This window comes from Roseateles saccharophilus, from assembly GCF_031458095.1.
In the GTDB taxonomy this organism is placed as follows: domain Bacteria; phylum Pseudomonadota; class Gammaproteobacteria; order Burkholderiales; family Burkholderiaceae_C; genus Pelomonas; species Pelomonas saccharophila_A.
In genome coordinates this window covers 1889854-1911136 of the sequence record NZ_JAVDXU010000001.1, presented here as the reverse complement: position 1 = coordinate 1911136, position 21283 = coordinate 1889854, and the positions used below count along the sequence as shown (strand labels likewise).

Below are 21283 nucleotides of genomic sequence, written 5' to 3'. Positions count from 1 at the left end.
ACCCGCGTTAGGGGGGATGTTTACCTTTTCTCGCGGATGGCCCACAACGCCAGCATGGCGTCAGGAATCTTCCGGCTGGCGGCGTCGCGCTCGGCTGCCGAGGCCTCGGCCAGGGGGCCGTCCTCCCCGCCCAGGGCGGCGATGGGCGCAAGCAGGGGGCCGGTCTCGGCACCGTCGAACCAGGGCGCCCAGGCCTCGGGCGCCAGGTCCACGGCCGTCAGGAAACCCACCGCCCAATCCTCGGCGTCGGCGTACTCGGTGTTTTCGTCCTCGCCATCCGCAAAACTGAAGATCGGCTCCCAGGCCTTGGGGGCGTGCGCCCAGGCCATGGCGATGGATTGCACATGCCGCAGCACCGCCATGACGACCTTCTTGCGCTGTTTGCCGCTGGCGAAAGGCTTGGGATCAGGCTCCTGGTCGCCGCCCCAGACGACCGGAATCCAGGCCTCACCGGGCAGGTCGGCCAGCTTTTGCGGCGACAGCAGCAGGCCGGTCAGGTAGCCGTCCAGCGCCTCGATGTTCATCGCGCTGTCGCTGGGCAGGACCGAGAGCAACTCGTCCAGGTCGTTGAGCTCCTCGTCGGTCAGCGGGCGGTTGTCGGAGGCGGGGTTGTACTGGGGGTACTGCATGGGTGTCGTCCTTGGGCTCGCGAGTTCAGCCGTGGCGGCCGTGGCGACTCTTGGGTTTCTTGCTGTCGAATTCGGCGATCTGCGCCTTCAGCAGGGCCATCAGCACGCGGGCGTTCTGCTCCGTCATGACGATGACGCTGCTGGGCTCGATGCCGTCAATGGGCGTCTTGGGCGTGACCAGGGCGTCCACCTTGAACAGGATCTGGCCGTGCTGGTTGGTGGAGGCGGCCTTGAACTTCTGGATTTCGATTTGATGCGTTTTCATCTGGCTTGGCGTGTGCCGGCAGGCCGCCATCTTGCCATTCCGGGCGGCGAGACTTAAGGTGGCGCATGGCAAGGCCTGCCCGACTGGAGATCGCCGGCGCCGTTTATCTGATCGGCGCCCATTGCCCGTTCGAGAGCGGGCAGCTGGCTTTTGTCGACGACGCCGACCGCGCCGAGATGCGCTCCCTGCTGGCCCAGGCCCTGCACCGCTTCGACGCCCAGGCCCTGGCCTACGCCCTGCTGCCCGACCACTACCACCTGCTGCTGTTCACGCGCCGCGCCAACCTGTCGCAGCTGATGCGGCATGTGAACGGCGTCTATACCCAGCATTGCCAGCACCGCCATGGCTTTCGCGGGCCGCTCTTCCAGGGGCGCTTCCATGCCGTGCTGGTCGATCGCGAGCGCTATCTGCTGGATGCCTGCCGCTATATCGACCTCAACCCGGTGCGCCTGGGCCTGGCCCGCGGCGCGGCGGGCTGGTCGGGCTCGAGCTTCCGCGCCCTGGCCGGCATGGAGGACGCGCCCGAATGGCTGGATGTCGACGGCTTGCACACCCATCTGCTGGGCAAGCCAGCGACGACGCCGGCCCAGCATCGCCTGGCCGGCGAACGTTACGCGCGCCTGGTCGCGTCCGATCCGGGCCTGCAGCTGTGGCCGGGGCGTTTGCGCGAGCAGATCTTCCTGGGTGACGCGGACTTCGCTGCGCGCATGCGGGCGGCGGCCGTCGCGCCGCGGCGCGTCGCGCGCACCAGCTTCACGGAATGGATGAAGCGCGCCGGCGGCATCCGTGAACAGGCGCTGTGGCTGGCCCATGCCGAGGGTGGCGTGGCGATGACGGATCTGGCGGGCCAGCTCGGGTTGTCGGTGTCGCGCATCAGCCGCCTGATCGCCGCAGCAGAGCGCGCGGTCTGATGAAACGACGCGCACTGCTGCTGGCTGGCTTGCCACTCTCGGCCCGGGCGGCTGACTACGCCGGCCCGTTGTTCGACGCCCATCTGCACTACAACGACGACGCCCAACTGCCGCATCCGCCGGCCGATGTGCTGGCGCGCATGGCCCGCGCCGGTGTACGCGGGGCCCTCGTCAACAGCCGGCCCAACGACGGCACGCTGCGCCTCGTCGCCGAGGCGGGGCCGCAATGGGTGCCGTTCATCCGCCTGTATCGCAACCGCGCCGACTACACCGGCTGGTTCAACGACGACAGCATCCGCCGCATGGTGCTGGACCTGCTGGCCAAGGGCAGCCCGGCCGGCCCCTTCCGCGGTCTGGGTGAATTCCATCTCTACGACAGCGCCAATGCCGACGGCCCGACCGCCGTCGCGCTGATGAAGCTGGCCCGCGAGCGCGGCCTCACCGTGCTGGCCCATGTGGACGATGTGGCCGTCGACAAGCTGCTCGGCCATGCGCCCGGCGCCTCGCTGATCTGGGCGCATTCCGGCATTTCCGGCGAGCCGCTGCCGCGAGTGCGCGAGCTGCTGGCCAGGCACCCGGGCCTGCGCGGCGAGCTGTCCTACCGGCCCGGCATCACTTTCGACGGCCGCCTCAGCGAGGACTGGCGTGCCGTGTTCACCCAGCACCCCCACCGTTTCCTGATCGGCTCCGACACCTGGGTGACCCAGCGCCTGCAGCACTACGAGGGACTGTTTGCCGACTACCGGGGTTGGCTCGGCCAATTGCCGAACGAGGTGGCACAGCGCATCGCTTGGGGCAACGCCGCCGAACTTTTTCGCCTTACAACTGCTTGAAGCGGTGCGCGTAGGCCGGGCTGACCTCCAGCGTCTCCGGCCTGTCCTTCAGCGCGATGCTCAGCTTGCCGCTCAGGGAGCGGCTGACCGACTTGATGGCCCGCGCATTGACGATGGTGGAGCGGTGCACCTGCCAGAAATGCTCGCCGTCCAGGCGCGCGACCAGCTCCTTCAGCGGCACCGAGATCAGGGCCTCGCTGTCGGCCGTGACGACGGCGACGTATTTGTGGTCGGCGCGGAAATAGGCCACGTCCTCGACGGTGATGAGCTGAAGTTCGCGGCCGCGCTGCACGGTGATCCAGCGCAGCGGCTCCACGGTCACCGTGGGCGTGGTGCGGGAGGTCAGGCCGCCGAGATCGGCCGGAGGCTGGGTGAGGCGTTCCTTCAGCCGCTGCAGGGTCTTGGCCATGCGCACCGGGTCCAGGGGCTTGAGCAGATAGCCGACGGCGCCTTCGTCGAAGGCCTGCACCGCATAGCGCTCGTGGGCCGTGATGAAGACGATATGGGCGCGGCGGCCGACGAGCTGGGCCACCTCCAGGCCGGACAGGCCCGGCATCTGCACGTCCAGGAAGCAGACCTCGGGCGCCAGCTGTTCCACGAGGCGCAGCGCCTCATGGCCGTCGCGCGCCATGCCGACGACCTGGGCCTGAGGCCATTGGCGCAGCAGCTCCTCGCGGATCTCGGCGGCGAGCAGGGCTTCGTCTTCGGCAATCAGGATGCGCGTCATGTCGGCGTCGGCCAGGTCAGCTTGAACAGCGGCATATCTTCGATGAACAGCTCCAGCGACGCCGAGTCGCCGTGGACTGCCTGAAGGCGCCGGGACAGCTCCGACAGGGCCACAGCTTCGGCCGCGAGGCGGGTCCGCGTGAGGTCGGGCCCCAGGGCGCGCAGGCGCAGCTCCGCCAGGCCGGGGCTGCTATGCAGCGACAGGCTCCACAGCGTCGTGCCCTCGTCCAGCAGGGGCCGCACCAGCGGCAGCAGCACCATCGGTGCCAAGGGCCAGTCGGGTGGCTCCGCCAGGCCGGCGAGATGCAGCCTCTCGGTGTGCTGGGCGTCGGCGCTGACGAGGCGGGCATAGGCTCGCAGGGCGACGATCTCGCGCGCCAGCGTCGACACCTCCGCCTCGACGTGGGGCTGCAGGGCCCGCAGCAGCTCGATCAAGGCTGCGAGCCTGCCTTGGGCGCGCAGGGGCTGGCTCAACAGCTCGGCGTCGATGGCGGCCAGGCGTTCGGACAACAGGGCGGGGTCGACGCGTGCCTGCAGGGCCAGCAGCTGGGTGGCGGCGAGCTGGCGCTCGCGCTGGGCGGCGGCATCCTGCAGCGTCGACAGGCGCGCCAGGGCGCGCTGCGAGAAGCGCAGCTGCACATAGACGGCCACGCCCAGGCCGTGCCAGATCAGCGTCGTGCTGGCCAGCGCGAAGTCGTTCTCCCAGGTCCACCAATCGGCCTTGCCGAGCAGGGGGTAAAGCCGCGGCGCAATGAGCCAGACGCCGCCGAAGACGGTCAGCCCGACGACGCCCATATAGGCCGGCCAGGCCGGCAGGTGGCCGGCGTCGACGAGGGCGTCGGCCAGGCGCAGCAGCAGCACGGCGGGGATGCCGAACTGGATGACGTTGTAGGCCAGCGCGTTCAGCGCATCGCTGCCGGACATCGTGTTGTCCAGCGGCGTGCCATTGGCCACCAGCGTGGCGGCGCCGACCAGCAGCATCCAGCCAGGGTCGCTCGCCTTCAGCGTCCAGGCCATGGCAGCTGCACGCGGGCGATGAGGCCGCGGGGTTGGTTGAGATGCAGGCTCAATTTGGCTTCGGCGCCATGGGCCGCCGCCAGGCGCGCGCGCAGTGTGGCCAGGCCCGTGCCGCTACCGCTGCTGCTGCCCATGCCGGCGCCGGTGTCGGCCACCTCCAGGCGCAGCAGGCCCGGCGCTTCGGGATCGGGCCCGGCGCGCACGCAGATCTCGCCGCCTTCCACCTGCGGACTGATGCCATGCTTGATGGCGTTCTCGGCCAGCGTCAGCAGGCAGGTGGAGGGCACGATGACGTCCTCCAGCCCCGGCGCGATCTCGTAGCGCAGCGCCAGGCGTTCCGGCCCGATGCGGCGCTGGTGCAGGGCCAGGAAGGCGACCACCAGCTCCAGCTCGCGCGCCAGTGGCGTCTCGGCCTGGCGCAGTTCGGGCAGGGCGGCCGCCAGGTAGCGGCGCAGGTCGGCCAGCATGGCGTGGGCGGCCTGGGCATCGGTGCGCGCCAGGCGGCGCAGGTGGGCCAGGGTGTTGAACAGAAAATGCGGCTCGACCTGGGCCTGCAGCAGGGCGGCGCGGGCTTCGTCGAGTTGGCGGGCCAGGGTCTGCTCATTGCGTTGCAGGCGTTCGGCATCGGCCTGGCCAAGGGAGCCGCGCTGGCGGTATTCCAGGCCCAGACAGACACAGGCGGCAAAGGTGAGCAGCATCTGCAGCGTGTAGGCATTGAGCCGGCCGTCCGGTACGCCGACGGTGTGCAGGACGCCGTTCAGCGTCGCGAACAGCAGCGTCAGCCCGCCGATCTGCACGGCCAGCCCCCAGCGCCGGGCCACGCCGGCACGCGGCAGCAGGGGCTGGGTCAGCGCCGCCGCCAGCCACAGCCCCCACAGCAGCAGAGCCAGGCCGATCCCGCCCTTCAGGCCGATGCTGGCGCGACAGTCATGCTCGCGCCACAGCGCGCAGCGCAGGGCGCCCGGCAGCAGCAGGGCCGTGGCCAGCGCGGCGCTCAGCGCGGCCGCGGCCAGCAGGGCACGCCAGTGCAGCGGGGCGACGCGATCGGCGGGAGGAGCGGGGGGCATCAGCGCGGAGTGTCACCCGGCTTGGCCTGGGCCAGGGTGGCAGAGGCGGCGGCCGCGACGGCCCGGGGCGCGGGGTCGGCGAAGCGGATGTTCAGCACATAGCGCTGCGGCGTGCCACGCTGGCATTCCAGCGTGCTCATGGCGATGCGCACCGGGCTGCGGTACTGGCGCGAGCCGTCCAGCGCCAGCAGCGTGGCGCGGCCCTCGGCGTCGACCTCGAACTCGACGCGCACCTCGCCGTCGAAACCGACGCGCTGCTTGGCGCTGGCCAGGTATTCGCTCAGCTGCTCATTGACGTCGGGGCAGGCGGCAGGGGCGGCGAAGGCGGGGGCGGCGGCAAGCAGCAGCAGGGGCAGGATGGCTTTCATGGGGGCTCCTTGAGGGGTGGCGATGGCGCAAAGTTAGAGATCGCCGCCGCTGCAGTCAGCAGCCGCCGGACCAAGCCTGGAATTCAGCCGACGAAGCCCGCGCCGGGGCCGACGGCGGGCAGCGCCCCATGACTTCCGGCAGGCGGTCAGCGCAGACGTTCCGCCAGCCCGGCCCGGCGACCCGGGGACGCTAAGCTCCGCCCCACAACGAGGAGACGACATGCGCTGGATTGCTGCCCTGACCGCCCTGTCGCTGGCTGCCTCGGCCGGCGCCGCCGACATGAGCCCGCCACCCGAGATCAAGCCCGCCGCGGCCGACCCGCTGGCCGCACCGCGCCGCCTCATCGCGGCCAAGGACTGGGTGGGTGCCCTGGCCGCGCTGCGCGCCCAGCCCCAGGCCGGCAGCGCCGACTGGCACAACCTGATGGGCTACACGCTGCGCAAGCAGGCCACGCCGCAGTTCGCCGAGGCCGAGGCCCAATACCTGGAGGCGCTGCGCATCGACCCCAGCCACCGCGGCGCCAACGAATACCTCGGCGAGCTCTATGTGATGAAGGGTGACCTGGCCAAGGCACGCGAGCGCCTGGCGGTGCTGGAGAAGGCCTGCCCAAGCGGCTGCGAGCAACGCGAGGACCTGCAAAAGGCCATCGCCGGTGCGGCGAAATAACAGCTCGCGGCCTACACCAGGCGCTGGCGTCCAGCCCCTAGGATGCGCGCCATGCTGAAGTACCTGCTCCAACGCCCCTGGCTCGCCGCCCTCGTCGGCGCGCCGCTGGCCATCCTGCTGCTGGGCGGCATCGTCGCTGCCCTGATCTGGTCCCAGCTGCCGGCCCTCGATGCGCTGACCGACTACCAGCCCCACCAGCCGCTGCGTGTGCTCAGCGAGGACGGCCAGCTGCTCGGCGAGTTCGGTGCCGAGCGGCGCCGCTTCGTGCCGTTGAAGGAGATTCCCAAGCCCTTGCAGGACGCGCTGCTGGCCGTCGAGGACAGCGACTTCTACGTCCACTCCGGCATCGACTACAGCGGCATCGGCCGCGCCATGCTGCACAACCTGCTGCACCCGACGCGGCTGCAGGGCGCCTCCACCATCACCCAGCAGCTGGCCCGCAACATCTTCCTGAGCAACCGCCAGACGCTGGCGCGCAAGGCCCAGGAAGGGCTGCTGGCCATCAAGATCGAGAGGAATCTGAGCAAGGACCAGATCCTCGAGATCTACATGAACCAGATCTCGCTGGGCAACAAGGCCTATGGCTTCGGCGCCGCGGCCGAGCGCTATTTCGGCAAGCCGCTGGACAAGCTGACGACCGGCGAGATTGCTGTCCTCGTCGGCCTGCCCAAGGACCCCAACCGCCTCAACCCGGCCCTCTACCCCGAACGCGCCAAGCGCCGCCAGGCTGTCGTGCTGGGCCGCCTCGTCGCCGTGGGCCAGATCACCCAGGCCCAGGCCGATGCGGCCCGCGAGATGCCGCTGGACGTGCGCCGGCCCAAGCGCCTCTCGGGCGTGGCCGACCATGCCGCCGAGCAGGTGCGCGCCGAGATGGTCACGCGCTATGGCGAGGAGGCCTACACGCGCGGCCTCACCGTCTACACGACGCTGCGTTACGCCGAGCAGGCCGCGGCCCAGGAGGCGCTGCGCCACGCCCTCTTCGAGCTGGAGCGCCGCCAGCCCTTCCGTGGCCCGGAGAAGACCGTCGAGCTGCCCGAAGGTGAAGAGCAGGACGAGGCCCTGGACGCCGCCTTCGATGCCTACCCCGACCTGGGCGAGCTGCGCACGGCCATCCTGCTCAAGATCGACAAGAACGCCGCCGAGCTGGTGATGGCCGATGGCGAGAAGATCACGTGGAAGGGCCAGGCCCTGCGCCCGCTGGCCAATCTCAAGCGCGGCGCCGTGCTGCGCGTGCTGGAGTCGGGCAAGCAGTGGCAGCTCAGCCAGACGCCGCAGGCCGAGGGTGCCGTCGTCACGCTGGACCCGGGCACCGGCGCCATCCGCGCCCTGGTCGGCGGCTTCGACTTCGCCCGCAACCAGTTCAACTCCGCCACCCAGGCCTGGCGCCAGCCGGGCTCGGCCTTCAAGCCCTTCATCTACTCGGCCCTGATCGAGCAGGGCGCCTGGGCGGGCACGCTGGTCAGCGACCAGCAGGTGGAGGTGGGCGACTGGTCACCGCGCAACTACGACGGCCAGTATGAGGAGGCGCTGACGCTGCGCCAGGGCCTGGCCCGCTCCAAGAACATGGTCACCATCCACCTCGTGCAGGCCATCGGTCCGCAGCGCGCGCGTGCCTGGGCCGCCCGCTTCGGCCTGGACGAGGACAAGCAGCCGCTGAACCTGACCATCGCCCTGGGCACCGGCTCGGTCACGCCGCTGCAGATGGCACAGGGCTATGCCGCCTTTGCCAACGCGGGCCAGATGCCGGTGGCCTGGCTCATCGACCGCGTGCAGGACGCCCAGGGCGCTGTGCTGTGGAAGGCCGAGGCGCCGCGCTTCAGGACGGCCGTCAGCCCGCGCAATGCCTTCATGACCTCGCAACTGCTGGCCGCGGTCGCGCGCGAAGGCACGGGTGCCCGGGCGAGCAGCATGCTGGGCCGCTGGGACCTCTACGGCAAGACGGGCACGACCAATGACGCCGTCGATGCCTGGTTCTGCGGCTTCCAGGCCACGCGGGCCGGCGCGGTGTGGATAGGCTACCCCCAGCCCAAGTCCCTGGGCGAACGCGAAACCGGCGGTGGCCTGGCCCTGCCGGTCTGGGCCGCCACCATGGCCGTGGCCTTGAAGGGCCAGCCCAACACCCAGCTGGCGCCGCCGGCCGAAGGCCTGGTCCAGGAAGACGGCAACTGGTTCTATTCGGAGTTCGCTGGCGACATGGCGATCGCCCGCATCGGCCTGCCGCCGGCGCCGCCGCCCGTGGCGTCGGAGCCCGAGACTGAGAGGCCGTCGCAGCCGCCGATCAACCAGTAGCCGCGCGGCGGCTGCTTACTGCCCCGCCGGCGGCTCCCAGAGCTCGAGCTTGTTGCCGTCGGGGTCCATGACCCAGCCGAACTTGCCGAATTCCGAGTCCTGCGGTTCGCCGACGACGTTGCAGCCTTCCTCGCGCAGGGCGGCGAGCAGGCCGTGCAGGTCGGCGACGCGGAAATTGATCATGAAGGGCGCGGTGCTGGGCGCGAAATACGTCGTGTCGGCCTTGAAGGGGCACCAGTTCGTCGAGCCCGCACCGGCCTCGCCGGGCACGGCGGGCTCGAAGGTGACGCCGCCCCAGGCCTCGACGTCCATGCCGAGGTGCTGGCGATACCACTCGCCCAGGGCCTTGGGGTCAGGGGATTTGAAGAAGATGCCGCCGATGCCGGTCACGCGTTTCATGAGGGTCTCCTGAAGTCGCGCGATTTCAGCATGCCCTAGCCCTGCCAGGGCCCCTTGACCTCGCCCCAGCCCCACTTGGGCATGGTGGCGTTGTCATCCACCGTCACGCCGGGCTGGGAGTTCAGCACGGCCAGGCGCGAGCCCCATTCGAGATAGCCCACCAGGGCGGAACGGAACTCGGGGTCGTCGGGCATGCCAAGTTCGTCGGCCGTGTCCAGCAGCAGGGCCACCCAGGCGCGGCGCTGGGCCTGGCTCAGGTGGCGGTTCAGATGCTGGCGCACCATGTGCGGGTGGCCGCCATGCTCGGCCGAATAGGTGGCCGGGCCACCCAGCACTTCAGCGAGAAAGGCCGCCACATGGGCGGGATGCTCGCCGTTCATGTGGGCGAAGACGGGGGCCAGCAGGGCATCTTCCTTGACGCGCTCGTAGAAGCGTTCGGTCAGGCGCAGCAGGGTGGGCAGGCCGCCCAGCCAGGCGTAGAGGGTCGGAACTTGGGGCTCGCTCATGAGGGCCTCGAGGGTGGAGATGCGCGGGACTTGGGGCCTGGCCGGACGATGACAAGCGGGTGTTTGCCCGCGGTCAGCCGGCCGCGAAGGCGGCTTGCGCGAGGCGCAGGGCCGCGGCGGGATCGGCTGCTGCCGTGATGCCGCGGCCGATGACGACATGGGTGGCTCCCGCGCGGGCCGCGGCGGCCGGCGTGGCGGTGCGCACCTGGTCGTTGGCCGTGGCGGCGGGCAGCTGGACGCCCGGGCAGACGATGAGCATGCCGGCGGGCAGGATCTCGCTCAGCCAGGCTGCCTCGCGGGCGGAGGCGACGACGCCATGGCAGCCGTTCTCGGCCGCCAGCCGGGCCAGGCGCAGCACCTGGTCCTGCACCGAGGGCGCGAGGCCGATCTCGGGCAGGTCGGCGTCCGACAGGCTGGTGATGAGCGTCAGCGCCAGCACCTTCAGCTGCGGATAGGGCCGGGCCGCCGCCACGGCGGCGCCCAGGACCGCCGAGCCGGCCGAGGCGTGGACTGTCACCATGCCGGCACCCATGCGGCCGGCGGCCTGGACGGCGCCGGCGACGGAGCTGGGAATCTCGTGCAGCTTGAGGTCGAGAAAGACCTGCTTGCCGGCGGCCGCCAGCTCGCGCGCGAGGTCGGGGCCGGCCTCGGTCAGCAATTGCAGGCCGATCTTGTAGTGGTCGGCCGCGGCGCCCAGCCTGCGCACCATGTCGCGGGCCTCTGAAGCCGATTCGAAATCGAGGGCGACGATGACGGGGCTGGGCATGGGGGGCGACTATGCCAAACGAGGTTTGCCCTTCAGTGTCAGCCAGAGCGCCAACGCCAGCTCGCCGACGAGGCTGGGCAGCAGGATGGCCGGGAACAGCAGTTGGGCGAAGGCGGGGGCCAGCAGCAGCGCCAGGCTGTTGACGAGGTAGCAGACCCCCGCCAGCGCCAGCAGGCCGCCGAGCACGCGCGGCAGCACGCCGCTGCGGGCGATCAGCCAGCCGCGCAGCACGCAGGCGAAGCCGAAGAAGATCAGGCCGATGCCGAAGCCCTGGCCATGCAGGTGCACGGCGAACAGCGCGAGGGCATCCCGCTGGCCGGGCAGGAAGGCCGCGGCCATGGAAGGACTGATCAGCACATCGAGTGCGGCGAGGGCCTGCACGCGGTTGGCCACCAGCACGCAGGTCTGTACGAGGTTGAGGCCGGTGGCCGTCAGGGCCAGCGGTTCGTTCACCGGCTTCAGCAAGCGCCACATCATGACGATGATGGGCAGGTCCAGCACCTGCATCATCAGGTCGGCGACCAGGCCGCTGCGCCACAGCAGCGGGTGGGCCGCGATGCGCTGGGCCGTCGCGGTGGCATCGCCGGCCACGACCAGGCTGCCGCGGACGTAGGCCTCGCTGTACAGGCCCAGGGCGATGATGGCGAGATAGCAAAGCCCCGAGATGCGCAGCTCGCGCGAACCGACGGCGCTCATGCGGGCCTCGCTGCATGCCAGACGCGGCGGGCGATGCCGCGCAGGCACCACGACAGCCCGGCGATGACGCCACCCACCAGCGTCGGCAGCACGGCACCGAAGGTCCAGCTCATCCCCAGCACATAGCCGAACAGGCTCTCGGGCCGGTGCGCCGGCAGCAGCAGGGCGAGCAGCAGCAGGCCGAAAAAGAGGGCCTCGGTCAGCAACTGCAGATGCAGCTGGAAGGCCAGGGACAGGGCGGCCCCCAGCAGCAGCGGCAGCACAAAGCCGAGGGCTACGGGCAACCAGGCGCGTCGTGCTGCCGGGGCGCTGGGCAGGCGGCCGGCCGCCCAGGCAGCCAGCGCCGGCAGGATCAGCAGGCCCCAGGCGTTGGACAGACCGGGCAGGTCGGCGCGCTGCAGCAGATGGTGGCTGACGATGCCGCCATGCAGGGCCTCCCAGGCGAGGTGCAGGGCCTCGGCCATCAGGGCGAGGGCGGCGAGGGGCAGGCGCGGCGGGGAGGCGTTGGGCATGGTGGCGGAGTGTGACTGGGCAGCGCGCAGCTTGCCGCGGCCGCAGGCCGGTCGCGACGCGGCTGCGACCGGCAGCGCCGGCGTTGCGACGAGCCGCAGTGCGGGCCGACAGCCGGTGTGGCGTTTAACGGAAGCAACGCCGGGTAACAGCTGTCCGGCGGGCGCGGCCCTAGAGTCGGGGCATCCGCCACGATCCAGTTTCCTGCCCATGCGCCATCGCCTTTTGACCGTTGCCGTTCCGACCCTGCTGGCCCTGCTGCTTGCCGGTTGCGCCTCGGTACGCGAGGGGCGCGAGACGCGTGGGCATGACGGGCGCGACGCGCACATGGCCCAGGCGCCGTCGGTGGCGGGCGTGGCGGAAGAGAGCTTTGGCAAGCCGGGCTGGGCGCGCAAGGGCGATTTCTCGCTGAGCGGCCAGCGCGTGCGCTACGAGCGCGGCGCGGAGCGGCTGGCCCTGTTCGAGCCCTTGCCGGGCAATCTGCGCGCGCCTCTGAACTTCAGCTGGCAGGGGCCGACAGGCGAAAGCTCCACCGTTTGCGAGGCCTGGGCGCAGGAGGTCAGCGCCAACGGCCGCCTGACCGACAGCAAGCCCTGGGTGTTGAGCTGCCGCTGGGGCAGCGCGCCCGCGGCCATGCTGCAGATCGGCGAAGGCCAGATGCGCCGCGGCAAGCTCAGCCGCGAAGGTGCCTACCGCCGCGGCGAGCTGACGGTGGGGCTGCGCTCCGTCCATCTGCTCGAAGGCAATGCCCAGCCGCGCACGGCGGCGGTGGGCTACGAGATGCTGCACCAGGGCACGGTCGTCGGCAGCCTGGACCTGAGCGGCAGCCAGCCGCGGCTGCGCCGCCCCGACCCGGCCACGCCGCTGGGCCGCGCCGTCACCGAGGCGGCGCTGGCCCTGGCCCTGGTGTGGGAGCCGAGCTGACGGGATTCAGCGGCGGATCCGGCGCGCTGCCGACAGCGCGAGGAAGCCCGCCAGCACCAGCGGCAGGCTGCCCGGCAGCGGCAGCTTCTGCTGCACGATGAAGCCGTTGAACCACATTTCGCCGATGCTATCGGTCAGCAGGAAGTTGATCTCGGCGTTGCGTGTCTGGCCGGGGTTGAAGGTGCCGAGGGCGAAGGCGGCGAGGCTGTCGCCGGCCCCGATGCCGAAGACCGGATTCAGGGCCGCGAAGCTGATGTCGGTGTCGGTCAGCTTGATGAAGCGGTCCTCGTTGTCGGCCTCGGCCGCCAGATTGCCCTGGCGGAACAGGCCGGCGGCGTTGTCCCATTGCATGGCGTTGGCGTTGACGGGCGAGCCGTTGACCCATTGCGAGGTCGCGATGAAGAACAGCGGGCCGGTGGCAAAGGCGTTGTTGTTGGTCCAGTCGAGCGGCGTGACCCAGCGCGTCGTGCCGTTGCCGAGGTTGGTCAGGAACGGGCCACCGGTCTGGTGGGTACTGATGGCACCGATGACCTCATAGGGCGCGGCCAGCAGCAGCGTGGGGGCGAACAGCAGCGCAGCGAGCCAGAGCCGTGCGCGAAGGAGGAGGGACGTCATGGCGTTTCCTTTCCTGGATGGGCGCGCAGACCTTGCGCCTCTGCCGCGTCAGGGTCAATCGGGGGCGGCTCTGTCGCCACCGTTTTCGGGGGGAGGGCGGCTCTCGATTGGGGATCGTGCCTCAGCCGACCAGTTTCAGCATCGGTACACGGCGGCGCAGCGGCTGGGCCTTGACGATGCTGGAGCTGGTCTGGGCGCAGTCGGCCAGGCGGTCCAGGGCCTGGTCGAGGTGCTCGATGGAGCGCAGGGCCAGGCGCAGCACATAACAGTCGTCGCCGGTGACCTTGTCGCACTCCAGCGCCTCGGGCATGTCCTCGATGCGCTGCTGCACCTGGGCGAGGGCGCCGGGCATGGGGCGTACGCGCACGATGGCCTGCAGCGTGAACCCGAGGGCCAGCGGGTCGATGTCGATGGTGAAGGCGCGGATGACGCCGCGCTCCTTGAGCCGCGCCAACCGCTCCGAGGTGGCGGGCGGCGACAGGCCAATGGCCTCGGCCAGGTCCTTCAGCGGCGCGCGGGCGTCAGCGGCCAGGGCGGCCAGCAGCAGGCGATCGGTGTCGTCGATCATGATTAGGTGCAAATGGAGAAATGCCGTTGTCGATTCTGCCAAGTCATCAATCTGCCGTCTCAAATGCATGTATCGATTGGGCTGGCCTTGGAACAATGGCCCTCATCGTCATTGCTGGCCAGCACCATGTCCCCCACCACCCGCGGCGCCCTCGAGATGGGCAGCGCGATGAGCCTGCTGGGCTCCATCGGCTATTTCGTGCTGCTGTCCGGCCTGGCGCCGCTGGACGTCGTGTTCTGGCGCTGCGGCTTCGGGCTGCTGACGCTGGCGCTGATCTGCACGGCCCTGGGCCTGTGGCGCCGGCCCAGCGCGCGCGAGTTGGGCCTGGCCGTGCTGGGCGGCGTGGCCATCGTGCTGAACTGGGTGCTGCTGTTCGGCGCCTATGGCCGGGCCTCGGTGGCCGTGGCCACGGCGGTCTACAACCTGCAGCCCTTTCTGCTGATGGGCCTGGGCGTGGTGTTCTTCGGCGAGCGCCTGAGCCTGGCGCGGCTGGCCTGGGTGGCCCTGGCCTTTGCAGGCATGGTGCTCATCGTGCAGGCCAAGCCCAGTGCCGGCTATGTCGGCGGCGACTTCGGCCTGGGTGTGGCGATGGCCCTGGGTGCCGCGGCGCTGTGGGCGGTGGCGGCCGTCGTCGCCAAGCGCCTGAGCGGCGTGCCCGCGCCGCTGATCGCCCTGATCCAGGTCGCCGTGGGCCTGCTGATGCTGGCGCCCTTTGCCGATTTCGGCCAGCTGCCGCAAACGGCGCTGGGCTGGATGCCGCTGGTGGTGCTGGGCGTCGTGCACACCGGCCTGATGTATGCGCTGATGTATGCGGGCGTGCAGCGCCTGCCGACAGCCCTGCAGGGCGGGCTGTCCTTTCTCTACCCGGTGGTGGCCATCCTCGTCGACTGGCTGGCCCTGGGGCATGAGCTGGCGCCGCTGCAGTGGCTGGGGGCGGCGGCCATCCTGCTCGGCGCTGCAGGGCTATTCAAGGCTTCTCGGCCAGCGCCTTCAGGTTCGCCAGCCCCGCGTCGAAATCCGGCCCGACCATCTTGTCCATGAACAGCCCCATCCAGCGGTAGACGGGGTTGCTGCCCATGTCGCCGTCCATGGACCAGGTGACCTGGGTGGCGCCGCCATTGGCGTCGAGGCGGAAGTCGCCCGTGGAGGTGGTGTTGAAGTCGGGGAAATAGAGCTCGTAGGCCAGGCGCTTGGGCGCCTCGGCCGTCGTGAAGGTCATGCGGCCGTCGCCCTGGCTCTTGCTCTTCCAGGCCCAGACGGCACCCGGGCCCGAGGCCGGGCCGCTGTACTCGATGGCCATGGCCGGATCGCGCTGGTTCCAGGCGCTCCACTGCTTCCAGCCGCGCGGATCGGCGATGAGGGCGTAGATCTTGTCCGGCGCGGCGTTGATCTTCACCGTGCGCGACAGCGTGTACTTGGGCGACATCAGCAGGCCGCCGACGCAGACGATCAGCAGCAGGGCGACGATGGCGATCACCAGGACCTTGAGCACTTTCATCGGAAGTCTCCCGCAGTGTTGAGGGGGCCGACTGTGGGCGCCCCGCGCTGGCCACACAATCCGCACAACTCCTTCCCGCAAGCATATGAAGATCGACGCCGACCTCGCCTCCGTCTACGCCGAACAGGGCTATCTCGTCATCCCCGGCTTCAAGACGGCCGCCGACATCGCCGCGCTGCGTCGGCGCGCCCTGGACCTCGTCGAGGCCTTCGACCCGGGCGAGCAGCGCCCCGTCTTCACGACCGAGGAGCAGCAGCGCCATGTCGACGACTACTTCCTCGACAGCGGCGACCAGATGCGCTGCTTCTTCGAGGAGGAGGCCTTCGACGAACAGGGTCGCCTGCGCGTGCCCAAGGAACTGGCCATCAACAAAATCGGCCATGCCATGCATGACCTGGACCCCGTCTTCAGCGCCTTCTCCAAGGGCGAGGCGCTGCGCGGCGTGGCCGCACAACTTGGCCTGGCCCGGCCCCAGGTCTGGCAGAGCATGTTCATCTTCAAGCAGCCGGGCATCGGCGGCGAGGTGCGCTGGCACCAGGATGCCAGCTTCTTCGAGAGCGATCCCATCACCGTGACGACCTTCTGGTTTGCGCTGGAAGACGCGACGCTGCAAAACGGCTGCCTGTGGACGGAGCCCGGCGGCCACAAGGGCCAGCGCGGCGTGCTGCGCGAGCGCTTTGTGCGCGAAGGCCGCAAGGCCTGGATGGAGCAGGTCGACCCGACGCCCTGGCCGGCGGCGGATTCGCAGCAAGCCATCCCGCTCGAGGTCGAGGCCGGTTCCCTCGTCGTCTTCCATGGCCTGCTGCCGCATTACTCAGCAGCCAACCGCTCCGACAAGTCGCGCCATGCCTACACCCTGCATGTGACCGACGGCGCCAGCCGCTACTCGCCGCGCAATTGGCTGCAACGTGATGAGACGTTGCCGGTGCGGGGTTTCTAGGCCCTCTGCTCACAACACTCACAAGCGCATACATTCCGCGCCCTTTGTCCTACAAGGCGAAGGTGCCTGCACCGGCAGGGCGCGCCGTCGGGTCACTTCAAAGTTGTCTCCACCGCAAACGTCGACCACGACGATCTGGAGGCAGATATGAAATTCCCGAAATCGATGCACGCCGAGGGTTGGGCCAGCCACCTGGAAGAGACCAAGCCCGAGCATTTGCCCGATGCGCTGAAGTCCACCGGCCGGCCCGCCGTCGGCGCGGCGCGATTCAAGCCCGCCGGTGCGGGCGCCAAGGTCTCCATCCACGCGCCGCTGAATGCGGCGGCGGCGACCGAAGCGCCCCGCGTCGACCCTGCCTTCGTGCGTCCGCAGCCGACGCCCACGGGTCCCGCGCCAGCCGCCATCCACCGTGACCGTCAGATCAGCTGGATGATTCCCGCCGGTGCTGGCGCCGCCATCATCGCGGCCGTCGCCATCTGGGCCATGAACCGCCCGAGTGAAGCGCCGGTCACGCCGCCTGCCCTGGTGGTGGGCAGCGCCGAACAGCCGGCCCAGGTTGCCGACGCCACGCCGGCCCTTGAAACGCCCGCCGCTTCGCAGGCCGCGGACAGCACGGCATCGACGACGGCCATGGCCGCAGCCACGCCGGAGCCCGTCGAGCCGGCCCGGTTGGGCCCGCCCGTGACGACGAGCCGTCCGGCCGTCGAGTCCCGCACCCTCGCCCAGGCCCCGACGCCAGCGCCGCGTCCTGACATGGTCCAGCGCGCCGCACCGAACACGCCGGCACCCACCTTGCCGCCGCCGACCACGGTCGCCGCGGCGCCGGCGAATGCACAGCCGCTCAGCGTGCCGCCCGGCAACGCCCCCATCGTGATGCCGCCGACCTCGGCCGGCCCGGTGACGGCGCCCCAGCCCGTCGTGACGCCGCCGGCCGTCATCCCGCCCATCGCCGCCACCACGCCGGACACGGCCGCCAGTTCGGCCGCGACGGGGACGCCTCCCTTGGCCCAGACCACGCCGCAGGCCCCGGCTCAGCCGGCGGTGGCTGAAGACAGCGGCATCACGGTCAAGGTGCGCATGGCCCTGGCCGCCGACGCGACGCTGGCCGCCGTGCCCATCGCCGTCAGCACCGACCATGGCGTCGTGAAGCTGGAAGGCCAGGCGCCCGACAGCCAGACGCGCGAGCGAGCCACGGTCGTCGCCTCGTCCGCGACGGGCGTGAAGGCGGTCGACAACCGCCTGACGCTGCCGCCTGCGACGGTCGTCAGCCAGGCGCCCGTCATCCAGCAGTAAGAGCGGCCGCACGGCCATGAAAAAGGCGCCCCTCGGGGCGCCTTTGCTTTGGGCGATTTGGCTTAGTGACAGAACTGGCTGCGTGCCGGTGCCAGCTCAGCGTCGATCAGCGCTTCCTCGGTCACCTCGCGGGCGGCCTCGAGCTGCAGGCAGAGTTCGGTGATGCCATCGTCACGGCCGCCGATGACTTCGGGCAGGGGCGCGGCGGCGATGTCGGTGGGCAGGTCGGCCAGGGCACCGATCAGCTGGAACAGCAGCTCCAGGCTGGCTTCGCCATCCTGGGGCAGATCGCGTGCGGCGCCCAGGCTGCGGGCCAGGTACCAGCAGGCTTCTGCGGCGTTGTCGCAGGCCTGGGCCTTGAGTTCGAGGGCACGGTTGCGGGCGTCTTCCTCGCTGCGTGCCTGGGCGATCTCATAGGCACCGAGATCGGCCGGGACGGCATCGTCAAGCGAGAGCGCGGCAAAGTCGAGTTCTTGGGCCATGGAGTGCTACAGCGGCATTCGTGAGTCGGGGCCATCGTAACGGCGGGCCGGGCCGGCGAGCTTCCCCTCAACCCGGGCCTCGTGAAGCAATCGCCGGAACTAAGTCACGGGACAGCTTCTATTCAACGCTTCTTGGTCGGACGGGTCCAGCCAGCCAATGCAACTTGTTTGCCACGCGCCACAGCCAGGTCACCAGGTGCAACTTCCTTGGTGATGGTGGAGCCGCCGCCGATGGTGGCGCCCTTGCCGATGGTGAGCGGGGCCACCAGCACGCAGTTGGAGCCGACGTGGACGTCGTCGCCGATGGTGGTGCGGTGCTTGTTGGCGCCGTCGTAGTTGGCCGTGATGGCACCGGCGCCGTAGTTGACGCGCTCGCCGACGGTGGCGTCGCCGAGATAGGCCAGGTGGTTGGCCTTGGCGCCCTTGGCCAGCGTCGAGTTCTTGACCTCGACGAAGTTGCCGATGTGGACCTCGGCGCCGAGCTGGGCGCCGGGGCGCAGGCGGGCAAACGGCCCGATCAGCGCGCCTTCGCCGACGCTGGCGCCGGCGGCCTCGCCGTCGATGTGGGTGAACTCGTGGATGCGCGCGCCGGCGGCGATCTTGGCGTTGCGGATGACGCAGTTGGCGCCGACGCGCACGCCATCGCCCAGGCTCACATCGTCTTCGAAGACGCAGTTGACGTCGATCTCGACGTCCTGGCCGTGGGTCAGCGTGCCGCGCAGGTCGAAACGGCCCGGGTCGGCCAGGCGCACGCCGGCATGCATCAGTGCCGTCGCCTGGCGCAGCTGGAAGGCGCGCTCGAGCTGGGCGAGCTGGACCGGGTCGTTGACGCCCAGCACCTCGATCTCGTTGTGGGCCTTGATGCCCAGCACCGGCAGGCCCTCGGCGACGGCCATGGCGACGATGTCGGTCAGGTAGTACTCGCCCTGGGCATTGTTGTTGGTCAGCTGGCCGACCCAGCGCTTCAGCGCCACGGTGGGGGCGGCCATCATGCCGCTGTAGCCTTCGTGGATGAGGCGCTGCTGGGGCGTGGCGTCCTTGTGCTCGACGATGGCGAGCACGCCGCCGTCATCGGGGTCGCGGATGATGCGGCCATAGCCGGTGGGGTCGGCGAGGTCGACGGTCAGCAGCACCAGGGCATGGCCGGCGCAGGCGTCGATAAGGGCCTTGGCCGTGCTCGTCTCGATGAGGGGCACGTCGCCATTGAGGATCAGCGTCGTACCCTCGCCCACGAGGGCGGGCACGACCTGCTGGATGGCGTGGCCGGTGCCCAGCTGGGGCATCTGGCGCACGAAGGAGACGCCGGCCACGGCGGCCTCGACCTGCTCGGCGCCGTGGCCGGTGATGACGATGCGCGCGTCGGCGGCCAGGGACTCGCAGCTCTTCAGCACATGGGCCAGCAGCGAGCGGCCGGCGAGCTTGTGCAAGACCTTGGGCGTTGCGGACTTCATGCGGGTGCCCTTGCCCGCCGCCATGATCACGATATTGAGCGCCATGCCTGCCTTGCGACTACGTTTTGACGAAGTCGCGATTATGGGCAGGCTATCGCGACGCGCGGACACGTCTGGCGTCGTGCCTTACCCAGGGCGACCACCGCGGAACCGGCTTTGCCGGGCCGCTGGTGGTGCCCCCTTGAGGGGGCCGGCGAAGCCGGTAGGGGGTGGCTATCTCGTCGCCTGTACGGACACGCGGTGCGACTTGGGGTTGACCTTGGGGAACTCGGCCAGGGCGGCGTCGAAGAGGCTGCCGATGACGGCCTCGCCGCCCATGGTCATGCCTTCGTTGCTGGCATGGGTCTCGAACAGGGCCTCGCCGCTGGCACGGTCGCGCATCAGCACGGCCACGGCGCGGTCGTAGCGGCGGTCGAAGAAGGGGTCCTGGCGCCAGCCCCAGCCGCCCCATCCGGCGGCGTAGCCATAGCGGGGCGAGAACATGCGACCGCGCCAGCGCCACCACAACGGGTCGTCCCAGGGCACGGGGTCGTAGGCGGTGACGCGGGCCCCCAGGGTGACGAGGACGTCGGCGCTCTTGGCGTCGGCCGCGGGCTTGAAGCCGGCCTTCTCCAGCCCGGCCTTGGCGGCGTTCTCCAGCGTTTCCTGGCGCTTGGCGGCCTCCTCGCTCTGCTGCTGCGAGGGCAGGCGGTCGAAGGCGTAGGTGCCGGGCTTGCGGTCGGCCGGCCAGTTGCCATAACTGGAGACGTCAGCGGAGACCGTGTAGGGACCGGCGCAGCCGGTGAGGGCTACGACCGACGCGGCAGCGACGGCGGACAGGATCAGGCGGCGGTTCATGGAACACCTCCATCTTGGGTGATGGAGGGGATTCTGACGCGGCCAGATTGCCCTCGTGTAAAGGCGGCGCAAAACAGGTCACTGCGACGGCAGCCTGTTTCGCGTCGCCCTAGCGTTGCAGCGTGATGACCGAGGCCGCCGGCGACGGCGTCGCGCAAGACTCGTCGTCGTCGAAGGCGATGTCGCCGCCCGCGTCCGCCACGCCCGTCGCCTTCATGGTCTCGAAGGGGAAGAGCTTCTTGTCCATCATGTGCGAGGGCACGATATTGCCCATGGCCGTGAAGATGTTGTCGATGCGGCCCGGGTAGCGCTTCTCCCACTCGTTGATCATGGCCTTGACCTGCACGCGCTGCAGGTTCTCCTGGCTGCCGCAGAGGTTGCACGGGATGATGGGGAACTCGCGGTGCTCGGCCCAGCGCACCAGGTCGGGCTCCTTCACATAGGCCAGCGGCCGGATGACGACGTTCTTGCCGTCGTCGCTGACCAGCTTGGGCGGCATGCCCTTCATGCGGCTGCCGAAGAACATGTTCAGAAACAGCGTCGTGACCATGTCGTCGCGGTGATGGCCCAGGGCGATCTTGGTGGCGCCGAGCTCGCCGGCCACGCGGTAGAGGATGCCGCGGCGCAGGCGCGAGCACAGGCTGCAGGTCGTCTTGCCCTCGGGGATGAGCTTCTTGACGATGGAATAGGTGTCCTGGTTCTCGATGTGGAAGTCCACGCCGCGCGAACGCAGGTAGTTGGGCAGCACTTCTTCCGGGAAGCCGGGCTGCTTCTGGTCGAGGTTGACGGCGACGAGGCTGAACTTGATGGGCGCGCGCTGCTGCAGGTTGAGCAGGATGTCCAGCATGGCGTAGCTGTCCTTGCCACCCGACAGGCAGACCATGACCTTGTCGCCGTCTTCGATCATGTTGAAGTCGGTGATGGCCTGGCCCACTTGCCGATGCAGGCGCTTGGACAACTTGTTGATTTCGTGGGCCGCTTTTTTCTCGGCGGCGGCTTGTTCGAGATCGAGGACTTCAGACATAG

At 70.0% G+C, this 21283-nt stretch carries 26 protein-coding genes; 8 read left to right on the top strand and 18 right to left on the bottom strand.

Annotated features, from left to right (window positions below):
• Positions 1-20 precede the first annotated feature (20 nt).
• Both J2X20_RS08855 and J2X20_RS08850 read right to left on the bottom strand, forming a co-directional pair.
• Positions 21-629, bottom strand: a complete 609-nt coding sequence (locus J2X20_RS08855; RefSeq protein ID WP_310263491.1) for a UPF0149 family protein — start codon at positions 627-629, stop codon at positions 21-23.
• A 25-nt stretch (positions 630-654) separates the two neighbouring features.
• Positions 655-894, bottom strand: coding sequence for a hypothetical protein (locus J2X20_RS08850; protein WP_310263489.1), 240 nt, complete (start codon positions 892-894; stop codon positions 655-657).
• A gap of 65 nt (positions 895-959) precedes the next feature.
• Between J2X20_RS08850 and J2X20_RS08845 the strand changes: the two genes are divergently transcribed.
• Complete coding sequence (locus J2X20_RS08845) at positions 960-1805, top strand: transposase (protein WP_310263487.1); 846 nt, start codon at positions 960-962, stop codon at positions 1803-1805.
• The gene (locus tag J2X20_RS08840; RefSeq protein WP_310263486.1) at positions 1805-2638 is read left to right on the top strand and encodes an amidohydrolase family protein; all 834 of its coding nucleotides are present in this window, start codon (positions 1805-1807) and stop codon (positions 2636-2638) included. Before J2X20_RS08845 ends, J2X20_RS08840 begins: the two co-directional genes overlap by 1 nt.
• Here the strand turns inward: J2X20_RS08840 and J2X20_RS08835 are convergent.
• From J2X20_RS08835 to J2X20_RS08820, 4 genes are read right to left on the bottom strand one after another with little or no spacing between them, the layout of a single operon-like run.
• Positions 2625-3365 (bottom strand): LytR/AlgR family response regulator transcription factor, encoded by a 741-nt coding sequence (locus J2X20_RS08835; RefSeq protein ID WP_310263484.1) that lies wholly within the window; start codon positions 3363-3365, stop codon positions 2625-2627. The two genes, J2X20_RS08840 and J2X20_RS08835, sit on opposite strands and share 14 nt — an antisense overlap.
• Positions 3362-4381 (bottom strand): LytS family sensor histidine kinase, encoded by a 1020-nt coding sequence (locus tag J2X20_RS08830; RefSeq protein WP_310263483.1) that lies wholly within the window; start codon positions 4379-4381, stop codon positions 3362-3364. Before J2X20_RS08830 ends, J2X20_RS08835 begins: the two co-directional genes overlap by 4 nt.
• A complete protein-coding gene (locus tag J2X20_RS08825; RefSeq protein ID WP_310263481.1) occupies positions 4366-5448 on the bottom strand; it encodes a sensor histidine kinase in 1083 nt (360 codons plus the stop codon). Before J2X20_RS08825 ends, J2X20_RS08830 begins: the two co-directional genes overlap by 16 nt.
• Positions 5448-5816, bottom strand: coding sequence for a hypothetical protein (locus J2X20_RS08820; protein WP_310263479.1), 369 nt, complete (start codon positions 5814-5816; stop codon positions 5448-5450). Before J2X20_RS08820 ends, J2X20_RS08825 begins: the two co-directional genes overlap by 1 nt.
• Before the next feature lie 220 nt (positions 5817-6036).
• Between J2X20_RS08820 and J2X20_RS08815 the strand changes: the two genes are divergently transcribed.
• On the top strand, positions 6037-6483 hold the full coding sequence (locus J2X20_RS08815) for a tetratricopeptide repeat protein (protein WP_310263476.1): 447 nt from the start codon (positions 6037-6039) through the stop codon (positions 6481-6483).
• 51 nt (positions 6484-6534) lie between these two features.
• Positions 6535-8772, top strand: a complete 2238-nt coding sequence (locus tag J2X20_RS08810; protein ID WP_310263474.1) for a penicillin-binding protein 1A — start codon at positions 6535-6537, stop codon at positions 8770-8772.
• A gap of 15 nt (positions 8773-8787) precedes the next feature.
• Here the strand turns inward: J2X20_RS08810 and J2X20_RS08805 are convergent, their stop codons facing one another.
• The 5 genes from J2X20_RS08805 to J2X20_RS08785 all read right to left on the bottom strand — a co-directional run bounded on the left by J2X20_RS08805 (position 8788) and on the right by J2X20_RS08785 (position 11651).
• Complete coding sequence (locus J2X20_RS08805) at positions 8788-9171, bottom strand: VOC family protein (RefSeq protein WP_310263471.1); 384 nt, start codon at positions 9169-9171, stop codon at positions 8788-8790.
• Positions 9172-9206: 35 nt separating this feature from the next.
• On the bottom strand, positions 9207-9677 hold the full coding sequence (locus J2X20_RS08800; protein WP_310263468.1) for a group II truncated hemoglobin: 471 nt from the start codon (positions 9675-9677) through the stop codon (positions 9207-9209).
• Between the two features lie 73 nt (positions 9678-9750).
• On the bottom strand, positions 9751-10443 hold the full coding sequence (gene pyrF / locus J2X20_RS08795; RefSeq protein ID WP_310263466.1) for an orotidine-5'-phosphate decarboxylase: 693 nt from the start codon (positions 10441-10443) through the stop codon (positions 9751-9753).
• A 9-nt stretch (positions 10444-10452) separates the two neighbouring features.
• Positions 10453-11139 carry a DUF4386 domain-containing protein gene (locus J2X20_RS08790; RefSeq protein WP_310263463.1) on the bottom strand — a complete coding sequence of 229 codons (687 nt, stop codon included), beginning with the start codon at positions 11137-11139 and terminating at the stop codon, positions 10453-10455.
• On the bottom strand, positions 11136-11651 hold the full coding sequence (locus J2X20_RS08785) for a hypothetical protein (protein WP_310263461.1): 516 nt from the start codon (positions 11649-11651) through the stop codon (positions 11136-11138). Before J2X20_RS08785 ends, J2X20_RS08790 begins: the two co-directional genes overlap by 4 nt.
• A gap of 208 nt (positions 11652-11859) precedes the next feature.
• Here J2X20_RS08785 and J2X20_RS08780 point away from each other — a divergent pair, with 208 nt between their 5' ends.
• The gene (locus J2X20_RS08780; RefSeq protein ID WP_310263459.1) at positions 11860-12573 is read left to right on the top strand and encodes a hypothetical protein; all 714 of its coding nucleotides are present in this window, start codon (positions 11860-11862) and stop codon (positions 12571-12573) included.
• Positions 12574-12579: 6 nt separating this feature from the next.
• Here the strand turns inward: J2X20_RS08780 and J2X20_RS08775 are convergent, their stop codons facing one another.
• Both J2X20_RS08775 and J2X20_RS08770 read right to left on the bottom strand, forming a co-directional pair.
• Positions 12580-13188, bottom strand: coding sequence for a hypothetical protein (locus J2X20_RS08775; RefSeq protein ID WP_310263456.1), 609 nt, complete (start codon positions 13186-13188; stop codon positions 12580-12582).
• A gap of 121 nt (positions 13189-13309) precedes the next feature.
• Positions 13310-13756, bottom strand: coding sequence for an Lrp/AsnC family transcriptional regulator (locus J2X20_RS08770; RefSeq protein WP_310263454.1), 447 nt, complete (start codon positions 13754-13756; stop codon positions 13310-13312).
• Positions 13757-13882: 126 nt separating this feature from the next.
• Between J2X20_RS08770 and J2X20_RS08765 the strand changes: the two genes are divergently transcribed.
• The gene (locus J2X20_RS08765) at positions 13883-14797 is read left to right on the top strand and encodes a DMT family transporter (protein ID WP_310263452.1); all 915 of its coding nucleotides are present in this window, start codon (positions 13883-13885) and stop codon (positions 14795-14797) included.
• Here J2X20_RS08765 and J2X20_RS08760 read toward each other — a convergent pair.
• Complete coding sequence (locus tag J2X20_RS08760) at positions 14724-15254, bottom strand: SRPBCC family protein (protein WP_310263450.1); 531 nt, start codon at positions 15252-15254, stop codon at positions 14724-14726. The two genes, J2X20_RS08765 and J2X20_RS08760, sit on opposite strands and share 74 nt — an antisense overlap.
• Before the next feature lie 85 nt (positions 15255-15339).
• On the opposite strand from J2X20_RS08760, the gene J2X20_RS08755 reads away from it, so the two are divergent.
• Positions 15340-16194: a phytanoyl-CoA dioxygenase family protein gene (locus J2X20_RS08755; RefSeq protein WP_310263448.1), complete on the top strand. Its 855-nt coding sequence runs from the start codon at positions 15340-15342 to the stop codon at positions 16192-16194.
• Between the two features lie 147 nt (positions 16195-16341).
• Positions 16342-17487 (top strand): BON domain-containing protein, encoded by a 1146-nt coding sequence (locus J2X20_RS08750; RefSeq protein ID WP_310263446.1) that lies wholly within the window; start codon positions 16342-16344, stop codon positions 17485-17487.
• A gap of 62 nt (positions 17488-17549) precedes the next feature.
• On the opposite strand, the gene J2X20_RS08745 is transcribed toward J2X20_RS08750, so the two are convergent.
• The 4 genes from J2X20_RS08745 to ttcA all read right to left on the bottom strand — a co-directional run bounded on the left by J2X20_RS08745 (position 17550) and on the right by ttcA (position 21281).
• Positions 17550-17969: a hypothetical protein gene (locus tag J2X20_RS08745; protein ID WP_310263443.1), complete on the bottom strand. Its 420-nt coding sequence runs from the start codon at positions 17967-17969 to the stop codon at positions 17550-17552.
• A gap of 122 nt (positions 17970-18091) precedes the next feature.
• On the bottom strand, positions 18092-19465 hold the full coding sequence (gene glmU / locus J2X20_RS08740) for a bifunctional UDP-N-acetylglucosamine diphosphorylase/glucosamine-1-phosphate N-acetyltransferase GlmU (RefSeq protein WP_310263441.1): 1374 nt from the start codon (positions 19463-19465) through the stop codon (positions 18092-18094).
• A gap of 168 nt (positions 19466-19633) precedes the next feature.
• The gene (locus J2X20_RS08735) at positions 19634-20257 is read right to left on the bottom strand and encodes a DUF4136 domain-containing protein (protein WP_310263438.1); all 624 of its coding nucleotides are present in this window, start codon (positions 20255-20257) and stop codon (positions 19634-19636) included.
• Positions 20258-20366: 109 nt separating this feature from the next.
• A complete protein-coding gene (gene ttcA, locus J2X20_RS08730; RefSeq protein ID WP_310263436.1) occupies positions 20367-21281 on the bottom strand; it encodes a tRNA 2-thiocytidine(32) synthetase TtcA in 915 nt (304 codons plus the stop codon).
• Positions 21282-21283: the final 2 nt, after the last annotated feature.

Coding starts and splice junctions, on each gene's coding strand:
- J2X20_RS08770 (WP_310263454.1), bottom strand. CDS start 13,756: ATGATCGACGACACCGATCGCCTGCTGCTGGCCGCCCTGGCCGCTGAC.
- J2X20_RS08780 (WP_310263459.1), top strand. CDS start 11,860: ATGCGCCATCGCCTTTTGACCGTTGCCGTTCCGACCCTGCTGGCCCTG.
- J2X20_RS08845 (WP_310263487.1), top strand. CDS start 960: ATGGCAAGGCCTGCCCGACTGGAGATCGCCGGCGCCGTTTATCTGATC.
- J2X20_RS08750 (WP_310263446.1), top strand. CDS start 16,342: ATGAAATTCCCGAAATCGATGCACGCCGAGGGTTGGGCCAGCCACCTG.
- glmU (WP_310263441.1), bottom strand. CDS start 19,465: ATGGCGCTCAATATCGTGATCATGGCGGCGGGCAAGGGCACCCGCATG.
- ttcA (WP_310263436.1), bottom strand. CDS start 21,281: ATGTCTGAAGTCCTCGATCTCGAACAAGCCGCCGCCGAGAAAAAAGCG.
- J2X20_RS08855 (WP_310263491.1), bottom strand. CDS start 629: ATGCAGTACCCCCAGTACAACCCCGCCTCCGACAACCGCCCGCTGACC.
- J2X20_RS08765 (WP_310263452.1), top strand. CDS start 13,883: ATGTCCCCCACCACCCGCGGCGCCCTCGAGATGGGCAGCGCGATGAGC.
- J2X20_RS08835 (WP_310263484.1), bottom strand. CDS start 3,365: ATGACGCGCATCCTGATTGCCGAAGACGAAGCCCTGCTCGCCGCCGAG.
- J2X20_RS08735 (WP_310263438.1), bottom strand. CDS start 20,257: ATGAACCGCCGCCTGATCCTGTCCGCCGTCGCTGCCGCGTCGGTCGTA.
- J2X20_RS08820 (WP_310263479.1), bottom strand. CDS start 5,816: ATGAAAGCCATCCTGCCCCTGCTGCTGCTTGCCGCCGCCCCCGCCTTC.
- J2X20_RS08760 (WP_310263450.1), bottom strand. CDS start 15,254: ATGAAAGTGCTCAAGGTCCTGGTGATCGCCATCGTCGCCCTGCTGCTG.
- J2X20_RS08810 (WP_310263474.1), top strand. CDS start 6,535: ATGCTGAAGTACCTGCTCCAACGCCCCTGGCTCGCCGCCCTCGTCGGC.
- J2X20_RS08840 (WP_310263486.1), top strand. CDS start 1,805: ATGAAACGACGCGCACTGCTGCTGGCTGGCTTGCCACTCTCGGCCCGG.
- J2X20_RS08745 (WP_310263443.1), bottom strand. CDS start 17,969: ATGGCCCAAGAACTCGACTTTGCCGCGCTCTCGCTTGACGATGCCGTC.
- J2X20_RS08830 (WP_310263483.1), bottom strand. CDS start 4,381: ATGGCCTGGACGCTGAAGGCGAGCGACCCTGGCTGGATGCTGCTGGTC.
- J2X20_RS08850 (WP_310263489.1), bottom strand. CDS start 894: ATGAAAACGCATCAAATCGAAATCCAGAAGTTCAAGGCCGCCTCCACC.
- J2X20_RS08815 (WP_310263476.1), top strand. CDS start 6,037: ATGCGCTGGATTGCTGCCCTGACCGCCCTGTCGCTGGCTGCCTCGGCC.
- J2X20_RS08785 (WP_310263461.1), bottom strand. CDS start 11,651: ATGCCCAACGCCTCCCCGCCGCGCCTGCCCCTCGCCGCCCTCGCCCTG.
- J2X20_RS08790 (WP_310263463.1), bottom strand. CDS start 11,139: ATGAGCGCCGTCGGTTCGCGCGAGCTGCGCATCTCGGGGCTTTGCTAT.
- J2X20_RS08825 (WP_310263481.1), bottom strand. CDS start 5,448: ATGCCCCCCGCTCCTCCCGCCGATCGCGTCGCCCCGCTGCACTGGCGT.
- J2X20_RS08800 (WP_310263468.1), bottom strand. CDS start 9,677: ATGAGCGAGCCCCAAGTTCCGACCCTCTACGCCTGGCTGGGCGGCCTG.
- J2X20_RS08805 (WP_310263471.1), bottom strand. CDS start 9,171: ATGAAACGCGTGACCGGCATCGGCGGCATCTTCTTCAAATCCCCTGAC.
- J2X20_RS08755 (WP_310263448.1), top strand. CDS start 15,340: ATGAAGATCGACGCCGACCTCGCCTCCGTCTACGCCGAACAGGGCTAT.
- pyrF (WP_310263466.1), bottom strand. CDS start 10,443: ATGCCCAGCCCCGTCATCGTCGCCCTCGATTTCGAATCGGCTTCAGAG.
- J2X20_RS08775 (WP_310263456.1), bottom strand. CDS start 13,188: ATGACGTCCCTCCTCCTTCGCGCACGGCTCTGGCTCGCTGCGCTGCTG.